Here is a 17654-nt window from a genome sequence, read left to right as displayed (position 1 = left end):
TCAGGCATTCCACTTCGCGATCTGCTGCGTCATGTAGGTGCTCAGCGACGAGATGCTGGCCATCTGCGTGTCGAGCGCCGTGTACTGGGCACGCATGCGCTTTTCCACGGTATCGGCGCGCTTGTTCACCTTGTCCTGGTCTGCGGTGTTGCGATCGACCTCGGCGTTCAGCGCATCGGTCTTGTTGTTCATCAGGCCATCGAAGGCCAGCATGCTGGAGGTCAGCGACTTGATGCGCACACCCAGGCCCGTGCTGGTACCGCCGGACGCGGGGTCCGCCGCGAAGAAGGTCTTGAGCGTATCGGGTGTCTTGAGCGCCGTGTCGAGCTTGGTCGCATCCACGTTGAGCTTGCCCCCCCGCTGCATCTCGATGCCGAAGTCCGAGAGGGTCTGGAGGGCTGCCGTGCCGCCCGTGGCGGTGGTCATGGCCGCGCGCAGCGTGTTCTGCAGCCCCACGGTCGTGCCATCGCCCTGCAGCACGCCGGCGGTCTTCGTGTCGCTGTCGTACTTGGTGACACTGCCCAGCAGGTCGTTGACGGCGTTGTACGCATCCACGAAGTCCTGGATGTTCTTCTTCATGGTCGCCGTGTCCGCCTTGGACGAGATTTCCACGTCCTCCGTCGTGACCTTGGCGGCCGTCAGCGTCAAGCCGGGAATCGCTTCGGCGAAGACATTGGTCTTGGACGTGACGCTGATGCCATTGATCTTGGCCTGCGCGTTCTGCGCGTACTGGATCGCATTGCCGGCCATGCCCGTGCCGGCCGACGACTGCGGATCGAACGCGAGCTTGGAGAGGCCGGGCGATGAGGAATCCTCCGTCACCTGGACACGGAAGCCGGACTCCTCGCCCGTGGTATTGGAGCGCAGCATCAGGCGCTCGCCCGAGGCATCGCGCAGCACGGTGGCGGTCACGCCGCCGCCAGCCTCGTTGATCTTGGTGGCGATGGAGGTCATCGTGTCGGTGGCCGACACGGAGACATTGAACGCCGCAGCGGAGCCCGCCGCGAAGGTGGGCGGATTCGCGGTGGAATTCCAGGTGCCCAGCTGGATGGCCATGGTCCCGGCGCCCACGGCGGAATCCTTGGTCACGACCGAGGACGCGACCGACTGGGCACGCGAGAGCTGCTGCACGCTCATCGAGAAAGAAGATGCGCTCGCGATGCCCGACACCGACACCGACACGGCATCGCTGTTGGACGATGTGACCGCCATGCCGTTCCAGGCGCTGTCGCGCGTGAGCTTGGACGCCGCGTCGGAGAGGGTGGAAACGAGGGACTTGATCTGCGAATAGGTCGAGATCTTGGTCTGGATGGAACTGGCCGTCGCCTGCAGCTTCGTGAGCGGCTGTTTCTCCAGCGCAATGGTCTTGGTAATAATGTCCTCGACATTCAGTCCGCTGCCGACCCCGATCGAGCTAATGGTGGCCATGTTCATCTCCCTGGGCAGAAAGCCCGCCGTCATTGATGAAACGCGATTCTGGCAAGAACCTTCCCGTTCCAAAAGCGGGAAAAGCGGCCACAGGAGCCGCCCTGTCGCCGCTTAGCAAGGGGCCGGCCCCGGCCGCTACCCCTTATAAGCCACTGCTTAACGCAGCAGGGACAAGACCCCTTGCGGCAGCTGGTTGGCTTGGGCCACCATGGCGGTGCCGGCCTGTTGCAGGATCTGCGTGCGCGACAGGTTCGCGGTTTCCTTGGCGAAGTCGGCATCCACGATGCGGCCGCGCGATGCGGAGAGGTTTTCCGCCTGGATGTCGATGTTGCCCACCGAGTTCTCGAAGCGGCTCTGCAGGGCGCCCAGGTCGGCACGGGCCGAGTTCACCTGGTCGATGGCGCTGTCGATCTTCTTGAGCGCCACCCACGCATCCTTCTGCGTTGCCACGGTGACCGTGTCGATGCCCTTCTTGTCGGTGCCGGCCGCAGCGGTGAGCGTGGGGGCGGCGAAGCCGTTGTTGGCCACCGAGAAGCCCGTGAACGTGATCGTCTCCGGCACCGGCGGCGTCGCATTGTTGAGCTTCGACGATGCGAACTCCAGGTCGTAGGTGCCGTCGTCCTTCTTGGTCATGAAGGCCGTGACGCCGGTGTCGGCCGACTTGTTGTTGATCGCCGAAACCACCTGGCCCAGGCGTTCCACGCCGGAGCCCGCAGCCTTGATGGTGCCCAGGTCGATCGCGGAAGCCGAGCCCACCTGGATGGTCATGCTGCCCGAGGCGATTTCCGTGCCGAAGCCCGTGATCGTCGTGTCGCTGGCATTGATGGAGGTCACACTGCCGGTGGAATAGTCGATGTTGGACAGGCCGGATGCGGAGGAGTTCGTCAGGGCGCCCACGGTGATGTTTTCGCCCGAGTTGGCACCCACCTGGAACAGCGCGCCGGCGAAGCTGCCGTCGAGGATCTTCTGGCCGTTGAAGCTGGTCTGCTTGGCCACGCGGTCGATTTCGTCCGAGAGCTGCTTCACTTCGGATTGCAGGGCCTCGCGGTCCTTCTTGCTGTTGGTGGCGTTGCTGGACTGCACAGCGAGTTCACGCATGCGCTGCAGCATGTCGCCCACCTTGCCCAGGGCGCCTTCGGCCGTCTGCGCCAGCGAGATGCCGTCGTTGGCATTGCGGCCGGCCACGGCCAGGCCCCTGATCTGGCTATTCATACGCTGCTCGATAGACGACCCCGCCGCGTCGTCCTTGGCGCTGGTAATGCGCAGGCCGGACGAGAGGCGCGCCATGGACGTGGTGAGCGACGATTGCGACATACCCAGATTGCGCTGGGCATTGAGAGAGGCGATGTTCGTGTTGATGGTAGTAGCCATTTGAAACGCTCCTTGATTGCTAAATTCCGGCTAAGCCGCCGATCACAACGCCAGCCATGAGGGCCAGCAGCCAAGACCGGGGCGGCAGTCACGTGAACCCATCCATCGCTTGCCGGTCAACAAATTCGCTTGTGTGAACCTGTTGCTTGGGTTATCGGGCGGCCCGGCGGGAACTTGAGCGTTCGCGTGCAAATATTTCTTACAAACTCCCGCCCCGGCCGCCTTGCGCCGACGTGTTGCTTCAGCGCAACGAACGATATGGCTGGTTTTCCGCCCTTTTTTCGCCACTCCACAAAAACAGGGGACTCGCAGAATTCCTTCCAACGCTAGGGTTGCCCGCAGACGGTGGTGTGTCCTTGGCACGGCAGCAGTGCCCATCCCTTTAGCGAAGGAGTTCCGCAATGGCCTCGACCATCAACACCAACATCGCCTCCATCAACGCGCAGCGCAATCTGAGCCTTTCCCAATCGTCGCTCGCCACGTCCATGCAGCGCCTCTCGTCCGGCGTGCGCGTGAACAGCGCCAAGGACGATGCTGCGGGTCTGGCCATCGCCGAGCGCATGAACACCCAGGTGCGCGGCCTGGCCGTCGCCTCCCGCAACGCCAACGACGGCATCTCGCTGGCGCAGACGGCCGAAGGCGCCCTGGGCAAGGTGGGCGACATGCTGCAGCGCATGCGCGAACTCGCCGTGCAGGCCAGCAACGCCACCAACAGCAAGGCCGACCGCACCGCGCTCCAGGCGGAAGTCAAGCAGCTCACCGACGAAATCGACCGGGTGTCCAAGCAGACGACCTTCAACGGCCAGAAGATCCTCGACGGCAGCTTCGCCGGCGCGCTGTTCCAGGTGGGCGCCAACTCGGGCGACAACGTCACGCTGGGCTCCCTGGCCGACACCCGCTCCTCCGGCCTGGCGAACATCAGCTATTCGAGCACGGCCACCGCCATCTCGGTGGACGCGTCCGACACGACCATCACGGGCTTCAACACGGCCATCCCGGCCGGCACCCTGACCATCGCCGTGAACATGGGCAGCACGTCCACAACGATCGACCTGGGCGCGATCAAGGCGGCCGGCTCGGGCGTGGAGCGCATGGGCCAGATCATGAGCGCCATCAACAACAAGTCGGCCGACACGGGCGTCACGGCCTTCCTGACCAAGAAGGACGACGGCACCTACGACCTGGAGTTCGCCTCGGGCAAACTCACCGACGGCACGCCCCCGGTTCCCGCCACCGTGACGTTCACGGGCTTCTCGGTGGCCGACACGGGCTTCACCGCTCCCACGCTCACCGCCGCGACCGGCACCGCCCAGAAGGGCATCGACACGGTCAACATCGATACGCAGAAGGATGCGTGGATCGCCCTTAAGAAGATCGACAGCGCCATCGACCAGGTGAACTCGGCCCGTGCCGACCTGGGCGCCCTGCAGAGCCGCTTCGAGAGCGCCATCGCCAACATCGACATCCAGGCCGAGAACATGTCGGCGGCGCGCGGCCGCATCATGGACGCCGATTTCGCCAAGGAAACCGCGAACCTGTCGCGCACGCAGATCCTGCAGCAGGCCGGCACCGCCATGGTGGCCCAGGCCAACCAGTTGCCCCAACAGGTTTTGAAGCTGCTCCAAGGCTGAAAACGTATCCAGACGCTAATACACTGCCGCTCAGGACCGATCAATTGGCCTCAGCGGCATTTTTTATTTTGGAGTACGCATGTCTTCGCCTTCCATCGAGCAATTCATCGAGAGCTTTCTCACGGCCGTCGACTTCCAGGAGCCGGTGGAAGTCACCCCGGAGACCGAGCTGCGCGCCCTGCCGGAGTGGGACTCGCTCGCCGCCCTGGGCGTCATCGTGATGTTCGACGTGGAGTTCGGGAAGACCATCGTGGGCGACGACATCAAGAACTGCGTCACGGTCACGGACCTGTACAAGCTGCTGGGATAACGCGCCATGGGCCTGTCCACCCTGCACAACGTGCGCTTCGCGGGCATGACCACGTGCGTGCCCAAGCGCGTGCTCTCCAACCTGGAAGACTGCCCACCCCGGATGCGCTCCGAGCGGGAACGGCTGGTGCGCAACATCGGCATCCAGCAGCGCCGGCTGTGCGCCTCGTGGCAGTGCTTCTCCGATCTGGCGTTCGACGCCACCGAGAAGCTGCTGAAGACCCTGCAATGGTCCCGCGAGGAGGTGGACGCGCTCATCGTCATCACGCAATCCCCGGACTACCCGATCCCCTCGACCGCCATCATCCTGCAGGACCGCCTGGGACTGCCGCACGCCACGATCGCATTCGACGTGAATCTGGGCTGCTCGGGCTATCCCTTCGGGCTGCACCTGCTGGGCAGCATGATTTCCGCGGGCACGGTCAAGAAGGGGCTCTTGCTGGTGGGCGACCGCTCGGCCAGCGAGCGGGACCCTCTCTTCTCCGACGCCGGTACCGCCACCGCCCTGGAGTTCCACTCCGGCGCGGCGCCGATGTACTTCAACCTCAACAGCGACGGCAGCGGGCACAAGGCGATCATCAAGCCGGTGGGGGGCCACCGGGAGCCCTATGCGTTCCACCACAGCATTCCGACACGCGACGAGGACGACGAGCTTCAGTGGCCCGACCGGCTGCTCCTCGACGGGCCGGCCGTGCTCAGCTTCTCGACCCAGAGAGTGCCGCCGGCGGTGGAGCAAACACTCCAGTACGCAGGCGTTTCCAAGGACGACGTGGACTATTTCGTCTTCCACCAAGCCAACCGGATGATCAACGAGACCATCCGCAAGAAGCTGGGGCTGCCCACGGAAAAAGTCCCCTCCACGCTGGCCGACTACGGCAATACCAGCGGCGCGACGCTGCCGGTGACGATGACGGCCCGGCTGCACGACATCCTGGAGAGCGGATCGCACAAGTTGCTGCTGAGCGGCTTCGGCATCGGCCTGTCCTGGGGCACCTGCATCCTGGACATCTCCGGGGCCCGTTTCCCTGCGGTACTGGAATCCTGACCCCATGGACTCCACGAACACCCCCTTCCACCTGACGGGGCGGCGCATCCTCGTCACCGGCGCCACCTCGGGCCTCGGCCACGCGATCGCCGTGGCGTGCGCACGCATGGGAGCCAGCGTCATCGGCGTGGGCCGCGATGCGGCACGGCTGGAGCGCACGCAGGAAGCCCTGCTGGCCGCCTCCGGTGCCGAGCACCGGATGGTGCGCGCCGACCTGACCCAGGCGGCGGACCGGGCCGCGCTGATCGATGCACTGGGCACGGCCCCGGTGAACGGCGTAGTGCACAGCGCGGGCATTTCGCGGCTGGCGCCGGTGCGCATGATGACCGAGCAGCATCTGCGCGAAGTGCAGGGCATCAACGTCGATGCCCCCATGCTGCTGACGCAGGCGCTCCTCAAGCGCAGCCTGGTCGCCCCGGGCGGCTCGATGGTGTTCATCGCTTCGATCGCCGCGCACATCGGCGTGCCCGGGGTGGCTGCGTACTCTGGCACCAAGGCGGCCTTGATCGCGATGGTGCGCTGCCTCGCCATGGAAGTCGTGAAGCGGGGCATCCGGGCCAATTGCCTGTCGCCCGCGCTGGTCGAGACTCCGCTGCTGGATGCCACCGCGGCGCTCGTAGGCTCCATGGAGCAGGAGCGCGGCAACTATCCGCTCGGGTTCGGCCGGCCCGACGATGTGGCGAATGCCGCCGTGTTCCTGCTGTCCGAGGCCAGCCGCTGGGTCACCGGCACGACGCTGGTCATGGACGGCGGGCTCACGATCAGCTGACAGGCCGCGCCCCATGCCACTTTCTTCCTCGGACACGGCGACGGCCCAACGCAATCTGCTCATCGTGGGGGCTGGCGGCTTCGGCCGCGAGGTGCTGACCTACATCGAAGACGACAACCCCCTCTTCCGCCCCAAGGGCTTCCTGGACTCCCGGGCGTCGGTGCTGGACGGCATGCAGCGCTCGATCGGCATCGTGGGCGATCCGCTCACCTATGTTCCGGTGGATGGCGACGTCTTCATGGCGGCCCTGGGCGATCCAGCGGCCCGGCACCAATACACGGAGGCGCTGCGCACCGTCCACAATGTGGATTTCGCCACGGTCGTGCATCCCCAGGCGCATGTGACGCGGCATGCCCGCATCGGCCGGGGCTGCATCATCGGCCCCCGGGTCGGCATTTCGGTGGACGTGCAGATCGGCGACTTCGTCTGCGTCCAGGAATACACCGTCATCGGGCACGACGCCCGCATCGGCGACTGGTGCCAGATCAACAGCCACTGCTCCATCAGTGGAGGCGCGAAGATCGGCAATTTCGTGACGATCCATCCCAATTGCGTCATCACCAGCGGCACGGTCATCGGCGACAACGTCAAGGTGGGCGCGGGCAGCGTGGTGTACGGCCGCATTCCCTCCAATGTCACCATCATGGGCAACCCGGCCCGGCGCTTTTCGTGGAACTGAACACGGAAACGCAGGGCCCCGGCGAGGCCCGTGACCCCATGGCATCCATGAACCCATCCTTCCTCCCCGGCACGCTGGTCAGCCGCATCAATCTGGGCCGCTTCGATCCGCAGGAAGCCCTGCTGGAGATGCTCGCGCTCTACCGCCGCGACCCGCACTTCTGCATTCCCGAGCAGGCGCGCGAGATCTTTGCCCGGCGCGGAGAGCAGACGCGCTTCATTCTTCTGGGAACCAAGACCTTCGCGGAAGTGTTCATTCGGGCCACCCGCGACAAGGGCTGGGCCCTGGGCGTGGTCGATGACTTCAAGTACGAAAGCGGCGAGCCGTACTACGGCGTGGACATCATCTCCACGGAGCGATTCCTGGCGATGCTGCGCGAGGATCCGGACATCATCGCCATCAACTGCTGCCGGACGGACTATTCCCGGCGCTTCTTCGACCGCCTTTGCACCCACCACGGCATCGCCCACCTGAACCACGAGCAGGTGACCCGGCTCTTCGGCATGAATGGCGTGGTGGACTACCGCACGGCGGACTGGGGCCCCACCATCAGCGGCCGATTCGACGAATTCCTGGCACTGGAACAGCGGCTGGCGAATCCTCACTCCGTGGACACGCTGCGCAGCGTGCTGATGTTCCACCTGAGCTGCAACCCCGAGTGGTACCTGACCATCGCGCGGCCCTACACGACGCTCTACTTCCGCTCGGGCCTGCTGACCTTCTCGGACCAGGAGAGATTCGTCGATTGCGGCGCCTCCATCGGCGAATCCACCACGGGACTGCTGGGGATCACGGGCGACCGGATCGGGCACTCCTGGATGATCGAACCCGACCGGCTGAACCTCGAGGTGCTGCGCAAGCTGCAGCAGGGCTACGCGGGCACGGCACTCGAATCCAGGATTTCGCTGCACCCCTTCGCGGTCGGGGAAAGCGACGCGGAAGCCCCGTTCCACCACCTCGGCGGGCATGGCGGCAGCATCGCCGTCGATCCGAACGCGCCGCTGGAGCCCGTGCGCATCCGGCGCATCGACGACATCATCGATGCGCCACCCACGCTCATCAAGATGGACATCGAGGGGTTCGAACTCCCGGCCCTGCGGGGCGCGCAGTCCGCCATCCGGGCCGGCCTGCCCAAGATGGCGATCTCTGCCTACCACCGCGCGACCGACCTGCTGGACATCCCGGCGCTGGTGGACGCCATCGCTCCGGGCTACTCGATCGGGCTGCAGCACCACACCGAGGATCGCTGGGATACGTGCCTGTACTTCTATCGCTGAGGCAGCGCTCCAACACTCTACTCACCAGGCAGGACAAAGCAGGATGGCCAAGATCCGGGGCGGCATCGACCGCGCGTTGTTGAAGTATCCGGACATCGATCCGGCCAGGGTCCGCCTGATCGGCTGGGGGGGCGGCCAGGCCTTCACGGACTACTACCCGCTGCTGGGCCTGCCCGTGGAATACACGGTGTGCCCCTTCCCGGCCAACCAGGGAAAGCGCATCCACGGAGTGGACGTCAAGAGCCCCGAAGCGCTGATGCAGGAGCCGCACGACCAGGTGCTGGTCGTGATCTTCGCGGCGCACTCCGCGGAGATCATGAACCAGATCCGCAATCTGTGGGGCGACTACCGCTGCGTGCCGGCGCTCATCCACAGCAATCGCCATGGAGACATCGACCAGCTGCAGGCTTTTTCCCGGGTGTTCAGCGGGCTGTCCCTGAAGCGCAGCCCGCCGCCCAAGCCCCCCTCGCTCGGCATCTTCGTGCAAGGCCCGATCTTCTCCTACACGCCGATGGCGCTCGCCTGGCAACGGCTGGCCTGCCCCGAAGCCCATTTGTGCCTGGTCACCTGGGACCACCAGTCCGCCGCCAGCCTCGACGCATGCCGCCCCTGGGTGGACGAGATCCTGACGCTCCCGCAGCCCCAGGCCATGGTGGACAGCCGCAATGCCATCATCCGCTCGGCCAAGGCCGGCGCCCGGCATCTGGCCGAGGTGGGCGTGCCGTATTCCGTGCGCACGCGCAGCGACACGGTGATCACCGGCTCGCTGTACAGGGCCGTCGAAGAGCTGTTCGACGACGGCAGCAAGAATGCCGGGAAATTCGGCTTCCTGGCGCATTCCTCCTGGAAGCAGGTGCCGTTCCACTTCTCCGAGCGATTTCTGGTGAGCCGCACGCAGGACATGTGCGCACTCTGGTCGCTGCCGGAGGACATGCGCGGCGCGGCCGAAATACAGCACCGCACCGACGAGCACTATCAACAAATCCAGAAGGCCGCCGTCGAGTGCCTGCTGTGGCAGAGCCTGGCCCGGAAACTGGGCGAGCCGGCGCAGGATCTCGCCGATGGCTACCGGTTCGCCGCGAACCACCTGGTGCCGATGGATGAATACGTCGATGTCCTGTCGTTCAAGAGCATTCCGCTGTTCAACCTGACGCTCAACAAGGGATTCGTGGGAACCCCCGAGTGGTGGCAGGAGGTCTATGCGGACCTCCCCTCGGCCATGCAGCAGGCGCGCGAGGAGAGCGCGCAGAACTTCACGATCGCGGAATTCTTCGGCGGCCGCGTCGGCTGAAGGCCGACTGGCCGCGGGGAGGCCCGGTCAGTACAGCACCGCGCGCAACTCGGGCGTCATAGGCGCCAGCGCCTCCTCGCGCTCCAGCCGGCGCACGAAATCCGGATTCGCCAGGATGGCCCGCCCCCAGGTGACCATGTCCAGCAGGCCGTCCCGAATTTCTCTTTCGGCATCCTCCGCGGACAGCGAAGCCCCGCCGATCAGGAAGTGGGGCCAGAGCGGCCGGATGCGCCGGACGATCTTGCCCGAGGTCTCGGCATAGGGCGCATCCGCGCAGCTGATGTCCAGTTGCCGCAGGCCCAGCCGGTCCAGCCGGGGAATGAGGTAGGCCAGCATGCCGTCGAGGTCCGGCCACTCGTGGAGCCCGCCCATCATCCGCGAGGGCGACAGGCGGATCATCAGGCGCCGCGGCCCGCAGATAGGCAGCAGGCGCTCCACCAGTTCCAGCACGATGCGGCAGCGGTTCTCCACCGAACCGCCATAGGCATCGGTCCGGTCGTTGACGCGGGCATCCAGGAACTGGTCGATCAGGTACCCGTGGCCCATATGGATCTGCACGCCGTCGAAGCCCACGTGCAATGCACGCTGCGCGGCCTCCTCGAAGAGGCGGTAGATGCCGGGCATTTCCGAGGCCTGCAGCGCACGCGGCTGCCCGTACGGCAGCCCGTTCTGGCGGTTGATGCCGGCCGCGGCCCGCCCCGTGGAGCTGACGGGCGCCAGCCCTCCGGTGAAGTCCGGGTGCGAGATCCGGCCGCAATGCCAGAGCTGCGCCACGATGCGGCCACCGGCCTCCTGCACCTGCCGGATGGCCGGGATCCAGCTCTCGGCCTGCTCGTCGGTCTGGAGGTGGGGCACATTCCGATAGCCATCCGCCGAGGGGTGGATCACGATGCCCTCCGTCAGGATGAGGGAAACGCCCGCCGCCGCGCGGCGCGCATAGTAGGCCGCGATGTCCGCCGTGCAGCAGTGCGCCGCGTCGGCAAAGCCACGGGTCATGGCGGCCATGGCCACGCGGTTGCGCATCGGACCGGCTGCGTCGTCGTGAACAAAGGGGCTCAACAGTTGCAGGCTCATGGCGCGAACATCTCGGTGAAGTAGGAATGGTGCAAGTAACCGGCCAGGCTGTCCTGCCAGCGGCGCTGGCGGTCCAGTCCCCGGGCCTGCAGCGCGGCATTGCGCATCACCACGGCATCGGGCCGTACGGCCTTCTCCTTGCGGGCCATGGCTTCGGCGGGAACGCGGACGATCTCGATGCGACGCTCCAGCCCCAATTGGCACGCGATCTCCCGCGCCAACTCGAAGAACGAGGCCTGCCCGTGGGACGCCATGCAGAAGCGGCCGGTCTCGCCCCGCGCCAGCAGCAGCAGGCTGTTGTAGGCCAGGTCGTCCGTCAGGGTGGGCTGCCAGACACGGTCCCCGATCTCCAGGCGCTCCACGCCGGCACGCAGCAGGCCGGCAAGGTGCGGAATCAGCTTGCCGACGAAATTCTTGTCGCGGGCATGCTCCCCGAAAAATCCCCCCATGCGCACGGTGAGGGCCTCCGGCACCCGGTCCAGCACGATGTGCTCGGCCTCCAGCTTCAGCCGGCCGTACGCGCTCAGGGGGTGGGTGGGCGTGGTCTCGTCCACCGGCTGGCTGCCGTCGTAGATCAGGAATGTCTGGGGAAAGAAGAAGCGGGCACCGCAATCCCGGGCCAGTTCGGCCACGTGCCGGGCGCCTTCGAGCTGCACCTGCGCGGCGTCGTCCGGATGGTCCTCGCACCAATTGACATCAGAGCAGACGGCGCAATGGATCACGATGTCCGGCCGCCATGCGCTCAGGGCCCGGGCCTGCTCGCGCTGGCGCACGTCGAACGCGTTGCGGTCGAGGGCGGCGACCACCGCGGAGGGCACATGCTCGGCCAGGTTCCGGGCGAATGCGCCCCCCAGCATTCCTCCAGCGCCAGTGATCAGGACGCGCGCGCCCTGCAGTGCGGACAATTCCTCGAAGCCACGCAAATCAGCTCTCCTCGGTGGGTAAAAACAAATCATCGGCGATCTCGGGGACGCAGCGCATCACCTCGTTGGGCCGGTAGGGCAAGGCCCCGACGAGCAGGCGCCCTGCGGCATTCCAGCGGGACCACCACCGCGCCGCGAAGTCCTGCATGGAAACCGGCTGCCCGGAACCGACGTTGCGCACCCAGGGCATGCCCGGCCGCACATCGCGGCGCTCGACCGCGTGCAGGAAGGCCCGGGCGACGGATGGCACCGGCACGTAGTCGCGGACCTGCGCGCCGGGCGTCATCGGAAAGTCGCGGCCCTGCGAGGCCGCCAGGCGCAGGGCCGGCCAGAAGTTCTCCACGTACTGGCCTTCGCCGAAGACCGAGAAGATACGCAGGTAGCATAGCTCCATCGCATGCTCGATCGCATGGGCGTGCGCGGCCTGGAAGCCTGCGGCCTTGGAGGCAGCGTATCCATAGGTGGGTGCCAGGGGCGCATCGGCGGGAATGAAGGCATGGGCGTCCGCACTGCGCCCATACTCCGCGAAGGTGCCCGCCAGAACCGCGCGCCGCACCCCGGCGGCACGGGCGACCTCCAGAAGTTGCAGCAACACCGTGACGTTCCAGTAAAACAGGGTCTGCCAGGTCGCCTGTTGCGGCGGGACCCCGGGCGACGCCAGGTGCACCAGCGCGTCCATCCCGTCCAGATCGGTGGGCGTGAGCTGGTCCATGGCCTTTCCCAGCCATGCCAGGCGGGGATGCGTGGAGATCGGCGCGTCCACCGGATGCCGGAGCACGGTGACGCGGTGCCCCGCATCCAGCAGGGCCGCCAGCACGTGCCGGCCGATGAACCCCGTACCCCCCGTCAGGAACACATGCCGCTCAGCCGCCATGGGACAGGCCATCCACCATGGCAAACGGGCTGTCGAAATCCTGCAGCGGCGGATGCCCGCGATCGCGCTCCGACAGCAAGGGGTGGCCGTCGGGCCACGGAATGCCGGCCGAATCCCAGCGGATGCCGGCGTCATGCTGCGGCGCGTGGGCCGAGGTGACGTGATAGACGATGGTCGCCCCCTCGGTCAGCGCGTAGCAGCCATGGGCGAACCCTGCGGGAATGTAGATCTGGTTGCCGCGTTCGGCATCCAGCTCGAAGGTGGCGAAGCGCCCTTGCGTGGGCGAGCCCCGGCGCAGATCGACCACCGCATCGAACAGGCGGCCGTGGCTGCAGTGCACCAGCTTGGCATGGTGGTGCGGTGGCCGCTGAAAATGCAGCCCGCGCAGCACGCCGCGCCGCGACACGCTGTAGAAGCTTTCCGCCCAGTCGCACGCCAGGCCCCGGCTCAGGAACTCCGCGCGGCTGAAGGTCTTGACGAAACGCCCCCGCCCATCGGGGTGGACCGCAGGCTGGATCTGATAGCAGCCCGGCAACGGGCTTTCCTCGAAGCGCATGGCCTGGGTCCTAGAAATTGACGCCGAAATAGGTCTCGATGCGGTCGGCCACGAAATCGAGCATCGCCTCGCCCAGCCCGGGGTAGATGCCCAGCCAGAAGGTGCGCTCCATGATCGTATCGGTGTTCTCCAGGCTGCTGGCCACCCGGTATGTCTGCCCGTGCATCGACGGCTGCCGGGTCAGGTTGCCGGCGAACAGCAGCCGCGTGCCGATGCGGCTCTGCTCCAGGTATTCCAGCAGATCGACGCGGCGGCTGTCGGCCGCATCGCGCAGCGTGAGCGGGAAACCGAACCACGAGGGCTGCGAATTCGCCGTCGCCCGGGGAAGCACCAGGAATTCCTCGCAGCTTTGCAGCCGCGCCGAGAGATGCTCGAAATTGCGCTGCCGCGCCGCGATGAAGCCGGGCAGTCGGTCCATCTGCGCCAGGGCGCAGGCGGCCTGCATGTCGGTGATCTTGAGGTTGTAGCCGACGTGCGAGTACGTGTACTTGTGGTCGTAGCCCGGGGGCAGGTCGCCCAGTTGCCAGCCGTACCGCTTCCCGCAGGTGTTGTCCTTGCCCGGCCCGCAGTAGCAGTCCCGCCCCCAGTCGCGGAAGGAAGTGACGATGCGCGCCAGCTCGTCGTCGTTGGTGAACACCGCGCCGCCCTCGCCCATCGTGATGTGGTGGGCCGGGTAGAAGCTCAGGGTGCCGATGTCGCCGAAGGTGCCCACCAGCCGGCCGTCATAAGTGGACCCCAGGGCGTCGCAGCAATCCTCGATGAGCCAGAGCCCGTGCTTGCGGCACAGGGCCTGCACCACCGCCAGGTTGTAGGGGTTGCCCAGGGTATGGGCCAGCATGATGGCCTTGGTGCGCGGCGAGATGGCGCCTTCGATCAATCCGACGTCGATGTTGTAGGTGCCGAGCTCGACGTCCACGAACACCGGGACCGCCCCGTTCTGCAGGATGGGATTGACGGTGGTGGGAAACCCTGCCGCCACGCCGATCACCTCGTCGCCGGGTCGGATGGCCCTCTCGCCCAGCGCCGGGGACGTGAGCGCCGAGAAGGCCAGCAAATTGGCGGAGGAGCCGCTGTTCGTCGTGAGCGCGTGGCGCACCCCGAGATACTCCCGCAGGCGCTTCTCGAACGCATCGTTGAAGCGCCCCGTGGTCAGCCAGCCGTCGAGCGACGCGGCCACCATGTTCTGCAGCTCGGCTTCTCCGATGACCTTGCCGGAGGGCGGGATGGCCGTGGCGCCCGGCAGGAAGGGCTGGGGGCGGTAGGCCTGGGCCGCATACTCGCTGACGAGCGCGGCGATCTGCTCGCGCAGTTGGTGCAACTTATCCATAAAACATTTCAGAGCGCAGCGGCGCAATAGGACTCGATCTGGGCCTCGGTCATCTTCCGCATGTCCTCGCCACGCCGGTGCGCGGCATGCCAGCCGACGATGCTCGACAGGGTCTGCGCCAGCGTCCAGCGCGGCGTCCAGCCCAGCAGGGCCCGGGCCTTGCTGCTGTCGAGCCGGAGCATCCGGGCCTCGTGCGGGCCGCCGGCATCGGCGGCGAAGCGGCAGTCTACGGGCTCCGGCCACGATGCGGCCAATTGCCGGACGACATCGCCCACGCTTCGGGCGTCCTGCTCGGACGGGCCGAAGTTCCAGGCCCCGGACACCGCCACACCCTGCTCCACCAGCCGTTGCGCCAGTTGCAGGTACCCCGCCAGCGGTTCGAGCACATGCTGCCACGGCCGTATGGCATCGGGATTGCGCAGCTCCAGCGGCCCGCCCTGGCTGGCAGCGCGCAGGAAGTCCGGGATCAGCCGGTCGCTCGACCAGTCGCCGCCGCCGATCACGTTGCCTGCGCGCGCACTGGCCATCGCCACGCCGTGGCTGCCGTACTTTTCCGGGGGAAAGAAAGAGTCGCGATAGGAGCCCGCCACCAATTCGGTGCAGGCCTTGCTGTTGCTGTAGGGATCGAAGCCGCCCAAGGCGTCCTCTTCCCGGTAACCCCACAGCCATTCGCGGTTCTCATAGCATTTGTCGCTCGTCACCACCACCACGGCACGCACCGATGGCGAACGCCGGACGGCTTCGAGCAAGTGCACCGTGCCCATGACGTTGGTCGAGTAAGTGCCGACCGGGTCGGCATACGACTGGCGCACCAGGGGCTGGGCGGCCATGTGGATCACGACCTCCGGCGCGGCCGCCTGCAGCGCGCCGGCGAGCTGCGCGGCATCGCGCACATCACCGATGAGCGAAGTCATGCCCTCTGCCGCACGGGCCAATGCGAACATCGCAGGCGTGGAGTCCGGGGCCAGGGCATATCCCGTCACCTCGGCGCCCATGCGCTGCAGCCAGATCGAGAGCCATGTTCCCTTGAACCCGGTATGGCCGGTGAGGAACACCCTGCGCCCCGCCCAGAAACGGGCCCGGGGCATCGCATCGTCGGCATTCACCATGACTTCCAGGGCGCCGAGCCCCCCTGCCAAAGCTGCTCCAGGTAGTTCTTGTCGCGCAGCGTGTCCATGGGCTGCCAGAAGCCCTCATGCCGGTAGGCGCGCAGCTCGCCCTGCCTCGCCAGCGTTTCGAGCGGTGCCCTTTCCCAGATGGTTGCGTCGGAATCGATCAGATCGAAGACCCCAGGAGACAGCACGAAGAAACCGCCATTCACCATGCCGCCGCCGCCATCGGGCTTCTCCCGGAAAGACAGCACCTGGTCGTCGTCCATCTGCAGCGCGCCGAAGCGGCCGGGCTGGTGGGTGGCCGTGAGCGTGGCCTGGCGGCCATGGGCCCTGTGGAACCGGATGAGGGCCGTGATGTCGATGTCCCCCACGCCGTCGCCGTAGGTGAAGCAGAACGCATCGTCCTCGCTCACGTAGCGCTGCACGCGGCGCAGGCGACCGCCCGTCTGGGTCGCATCGCCGGTATCCACCAGGGTCACGCGCCACGGCTCGGCATACCGCTCATGCACCTCCATGCGGTTGCTCGCCAGATCGAAGGTCACGTCGGACATGTGCAGAAAGTAGTTGGCGAAGTACTCCTTGATCACGTAGCCCTTGTAGCCGCAGCACACCACGAAGTCGTTGATGCCGTGGCGCGAATACATCTTCATGATGTGCCAGAGGATCGGCCGGCCGCCGATCTCCACCATGGGCTTGGGCTTCTGGTGGGTCTCCTCGCTCAGGCGCGACCCCAGCCCCCCCGCCAGGATGATGGCCTTCATGCCTTGCCATCCTTTCCGGAGGCTGCCGCCCGGCGCTGACTGTCTTGCAGGGCCTGGACATAGGCTCCCTGGAAATGCGCCACCCGGTCCTCGATGCCGGCGCCCACCACGGCCGGGCGCTGCGCCAGATCGACGCCCGCCTGGACTTTGGCGCAGATCCCGCCATCCTCCGCGAACACCTTGCGCGTGAAGGCATGCCCGTCCGTGTGGATGTGCTCCATCATCCGGGCGCCGGCCGGCTTGGCGCCAGTGAACTCCACCCCGACGGTCCGCGAGTGGACGGTGGTCTGCCGGGCTCCGGTCGGCTCGAACGATTGCACGTGGAAGCTGTACCCCATGAACGACGTGACGGTCAGGTTCGGGAAGATGTGGTGGTGGGTGTAGTGCTCGAAGCGCCAGGGCCACTGGCCGATCTTGCCCTCCATGCGGGCGAACCGTGCCACCCAGTCCGCATCGGCGGCATGCTCCAGGTGGCTGTGCAGGCGGTCGTCCAGGAAGAAACGGGGGGCGGCTTCCGCCCGGTCCATGCCGTCGATCTGCATGAAGGTGCGCGCATGGACGGCGGGCACGTGGTAGCCCTCCAGCGCGTTCTCGATCACGATCTTCCAGTTGGCCTCGACCGGCTCGCGGAATTCATCCAGCACGCCCTGCATCCCCGCGCTGGCGCGCTCCAGGAAGGCGTACTCCCCCTCCAGATAGTCGCGCAGCGAAGGACCGTCCTCCGACAGCCGGACGAAGACGAACTGCCCCACGGCCTCGCAGGCGAATTCCTGCAGCCGGAAGCGGGTGGGCTCGGCGACCACCTCGGGGAAGCACTGCTTCACCGGGATACCGACGGGCACGCCCTCGCGGTCGTACACCCAGCCGTGGTACGGGCAGCGCGCCGGCCCCCGGTGCAGTCCCGATTCGCAGAGTTGGGCATGCCGGTGCGAGCAGACATTGAGGAACGCGCGCGGCCGGCCCTGGCTGTCGCACTGGATCAGCAGCGACGTGTCGCCCACCCGCACGCCCCGGTGCACGAGGCCGTCGAGTTCGAAGCGCATGCCCACGAAAACCCAGCAGTCCCGGAACAGGCTTCGCAGTTCATGCGCATGGTGGTCGGGATCGCGGTAGAAGTGGGGCGAAATGACGCTTGTCGGCATAAGTCGGTCTTAAAGGGAATAGAGCTGCCTCGGCACAGCAGTTTGACTTTCAAGAGCCAGCGTCCTCCCGTACCTTGCCGGTCGG

Annotated in this window: 17 protein-coding genes; 7 read left to right on the top strand and 10 right to left on the bottom strand. The window is 66.5% G+C overall.

Going from position 1 to position 17654, the window contains the following annotated elements; translation table 11 throughout:
• A complete protein-coding gene (gene fliD / locus AX018_RS13185; RefSeq protein ID WP_170146249.1) occupies positions 1 to 1428 on the bottom strand; it encodes a flagellar filament capping protein FliD in 1428 nt (475 codons plus the stop codon).
• A 156-nt stretch (positions 1429 to 1584) separates the two neighbouring features.
• Entirely contained in the window at positions 1585 to 2799 is a 1215-nt protein-coding gene (locus tag AX018_RS13180; RefSeq protein WP_111877743.1) for a flagellin, read from the bottom strand.
• Positions 2800 to 3200: 401 nt separating this feature from the next.
• Between AX018_RS13180 and AX018_RS13175 the strand changes: the two genes are divergently transcribed.
• The 7 genes from AX018_RS13175 to AX018_RS13145 all read left to right on the top strand — a co-directional run bounded on the left by AX018_RS13175 (position 3201) and on the right by AX018_RS13145 (position 9800).
• Entirely contained in the window at positions 3201 to 4430 is a 1230-nt protein-coding gene (locus tag AX018_RS13175) for a flagellin (RefSeq protein ID WP_111877742.1), read from the top strand.
• Between the two features lie 79 nt (positions 4431 to 4509).
• Positions 4510 to 4740 (top strand): acyl carrier protein, encoded by a 231-nt coding sequence (locus AX018_RS13170; protein WP_111877741.1) that lies wholly within the window; start codon positions 4510 to 4512, stop codon positions 4738 to 4740.
• 6 nt (positions 4741 to 4746) lie between these two features.
• Positions 4747 to 5784, top strand: a complete 1038-nt coding sequence (locus tag AX018_RS13165; protein WP_111877740.1) for a ketoacyl-ACP synthase III — start codon at positions 4747 to 4749, stop codon at positions 5782 to 5784.
• A gap of 4 nt (positions 5785 to 5788) precedes the next feature.
• The gene (locus tag AX018_RS13160) at positions 5789 to 6553 is read left to right on the top strand and encodes an SDR family NAD(P)-dependent oxidoreductase (protein WP_111877739.1); all 765 of its coding nucleotides are present in this window, start codon (positions 5789 to 5791) and stop codon (positions 6551 to 6553) included.
• A gap of 13 nt (positions 6554 to 6566) precedes the next feature.
• Complete coding sequence (locus AX018_RS13155) at positions 6567 to 7232, top strand: NeuD/PglB/VioB family sugar acetyltransferase (RefSeq protein WP_111877738.1); 666 nt, start codon at positions 6567 to 6569, stop codon at positions 7230 to 7232.
• Between the two features lie 47 nt (positions 7233 to 7279).
• The gene (locus tag AX018_RS13150; protein WP_211322429.1) at positions 7280 to 8509 is read left to right on the top strand and encodes an FkbM family methyltransferase; all 1230 of its coding nucleotides are present in this window, start codon (positions 7280 to 7282) and stop codon (positions 8507 to 8509) included.
• Positions 8510 to 8552: 43 nt separating this feature from the next.
• Complete coding sequence (locus AX018_RS13145) at positions 8553 to 9800, top strand: WavE lipopolysaccharide synthesis family protein (RefSeq protein ID WP_111877737.1); 1248 nt, start codon at positions 8553 to 8555, stop codon at positions 9798 to 9800.
• A 27-nt stretch (positions 9801 to 9827) separates the two neighbouring features.
• Here the strand turns inward: AX018_RS13145 and AX018_RS13140 are convergent, their stop codons facing one another.
• From AX018_RS13140 to AX018_RS13105, 8 genes are read right to left on the bottom strand one after another with little or no spacing between them, the layout of a single operon-like run.
• Positions 9828 to 10874 (bottom strand): oxidoreductase, encoded by a 1047-nt coding sequence (locus AX018_RS13140; RefSeq protein WP_111877736.1) that lies wholly within the window; start codon positions 10872 to 10874, stop codon positions 9828 to 9830.
• Positions 10871 to 11797 (bottom strand): SDR family oxidoreductase, encoded by a 927-nt coding sequence (locus tag AX018_RS13135; RefSeq protein WP_170146248.1) that lies wholly within the window; start codon positions 11795 to 11797, stop codon positions 10871 to 10873. The genes AX018_RS13140 and AX018_RS13135 overlap by 4 nt, the downstream gene beginning before the upstream one ends.
• 1 nt (position 11798) lies before the next feature.
• Complete coding sequence (locus tag AX018_RS13130; protein WP_170146247.1) at positions 11799 to 12671, bottom strand: NAD-dependent epimerase/dehydratase family protein; 873 nt, start codon at positions 12669 to 12671, stop codon at positions 11799 to 11801.
• On the bottom strand, positions 12661 to 13227 hold the full coding sequence (locus tag AX018_RS13125) for a dTDP-4-dehydrorhamnose 3,5-epimerase family protein (RefSeq protein WP_111877733.1): 567 nt from the start codon (positions 13225 to 13227) through the stop codon (positions 12661 to 12663). Before AX018_RS13125 ends, AX018_RS13130 begins: the two co-directional genes overlap by 11 nt.
• Before the next feature lie 10 nt (positions 13228 to 13237).
• Entirely contained in the window at positions 13238 to 14554 is a 1317-nt protein-coding gene (gene rfbH, locus AX018_RS13120) for a lipopolysaccharide biosynthesis protein RfbH (protein ID WP_111877732.1), read from the bottom strand.
• An 8-nt stretch (positions 14555 to 14562) separates the two neighbouring features.
• The gene (gene rfbG / locus AX018_RS13115; protein ID WP_111877769.1) at positions 14563 to 15642 is read right to left on the bottom strand and encodes a CDP-glucose 4,6-dehydratase; all 1080 of its coding nucleotides are present in this window, start codon (positions 15640 to 15642) and stop codon (positions 14563 to 14565) included.
• A 14-nt stretch (positions 15643 to 15656) separates the two neighbouring features.
• Positions 15657 to 16427, bottom strand: a complete 771-nt coding sequence (gene rfbF / locus AX018_RS13110) for a glucose-1-phosphate cytidylyltransferase (RefSeq protein WP_111877731.1) — start codon at positions 16425 to 16427, stop codon at positions 15657 to 15659.
• Positions 16424 to 17569: an aromatic ring-hydroxylating oxygenase subunit alpha gene (locus AX018_RS13105; protein WP_111877730.1), complete on the bottom strand. Its 1146-nt coding sequence runs from the start codon at positions 17567 to 17569 to the stop codon at positions 16424 to 16426. The genes rfbF and AX018_RS13105 overlap by 4 nt, the downstream gene beginning before the upstream one ends.
• Positions 17570 to 17654 lie beyond the last annotated feature (85 nt).

This window comes from Paracidovorax anthurii, from assembly GCF_003269065.1.
GTDB lineage: Bacteria > Pseudomonadota > Gammaproteobacteria > Burkholderiales > Burkholderiaceae_C > Paracidovorax > Paracidovorax anthurii.
This window is presented reverse-complemented; position numbering and strand designations above follow the sequence as displayed.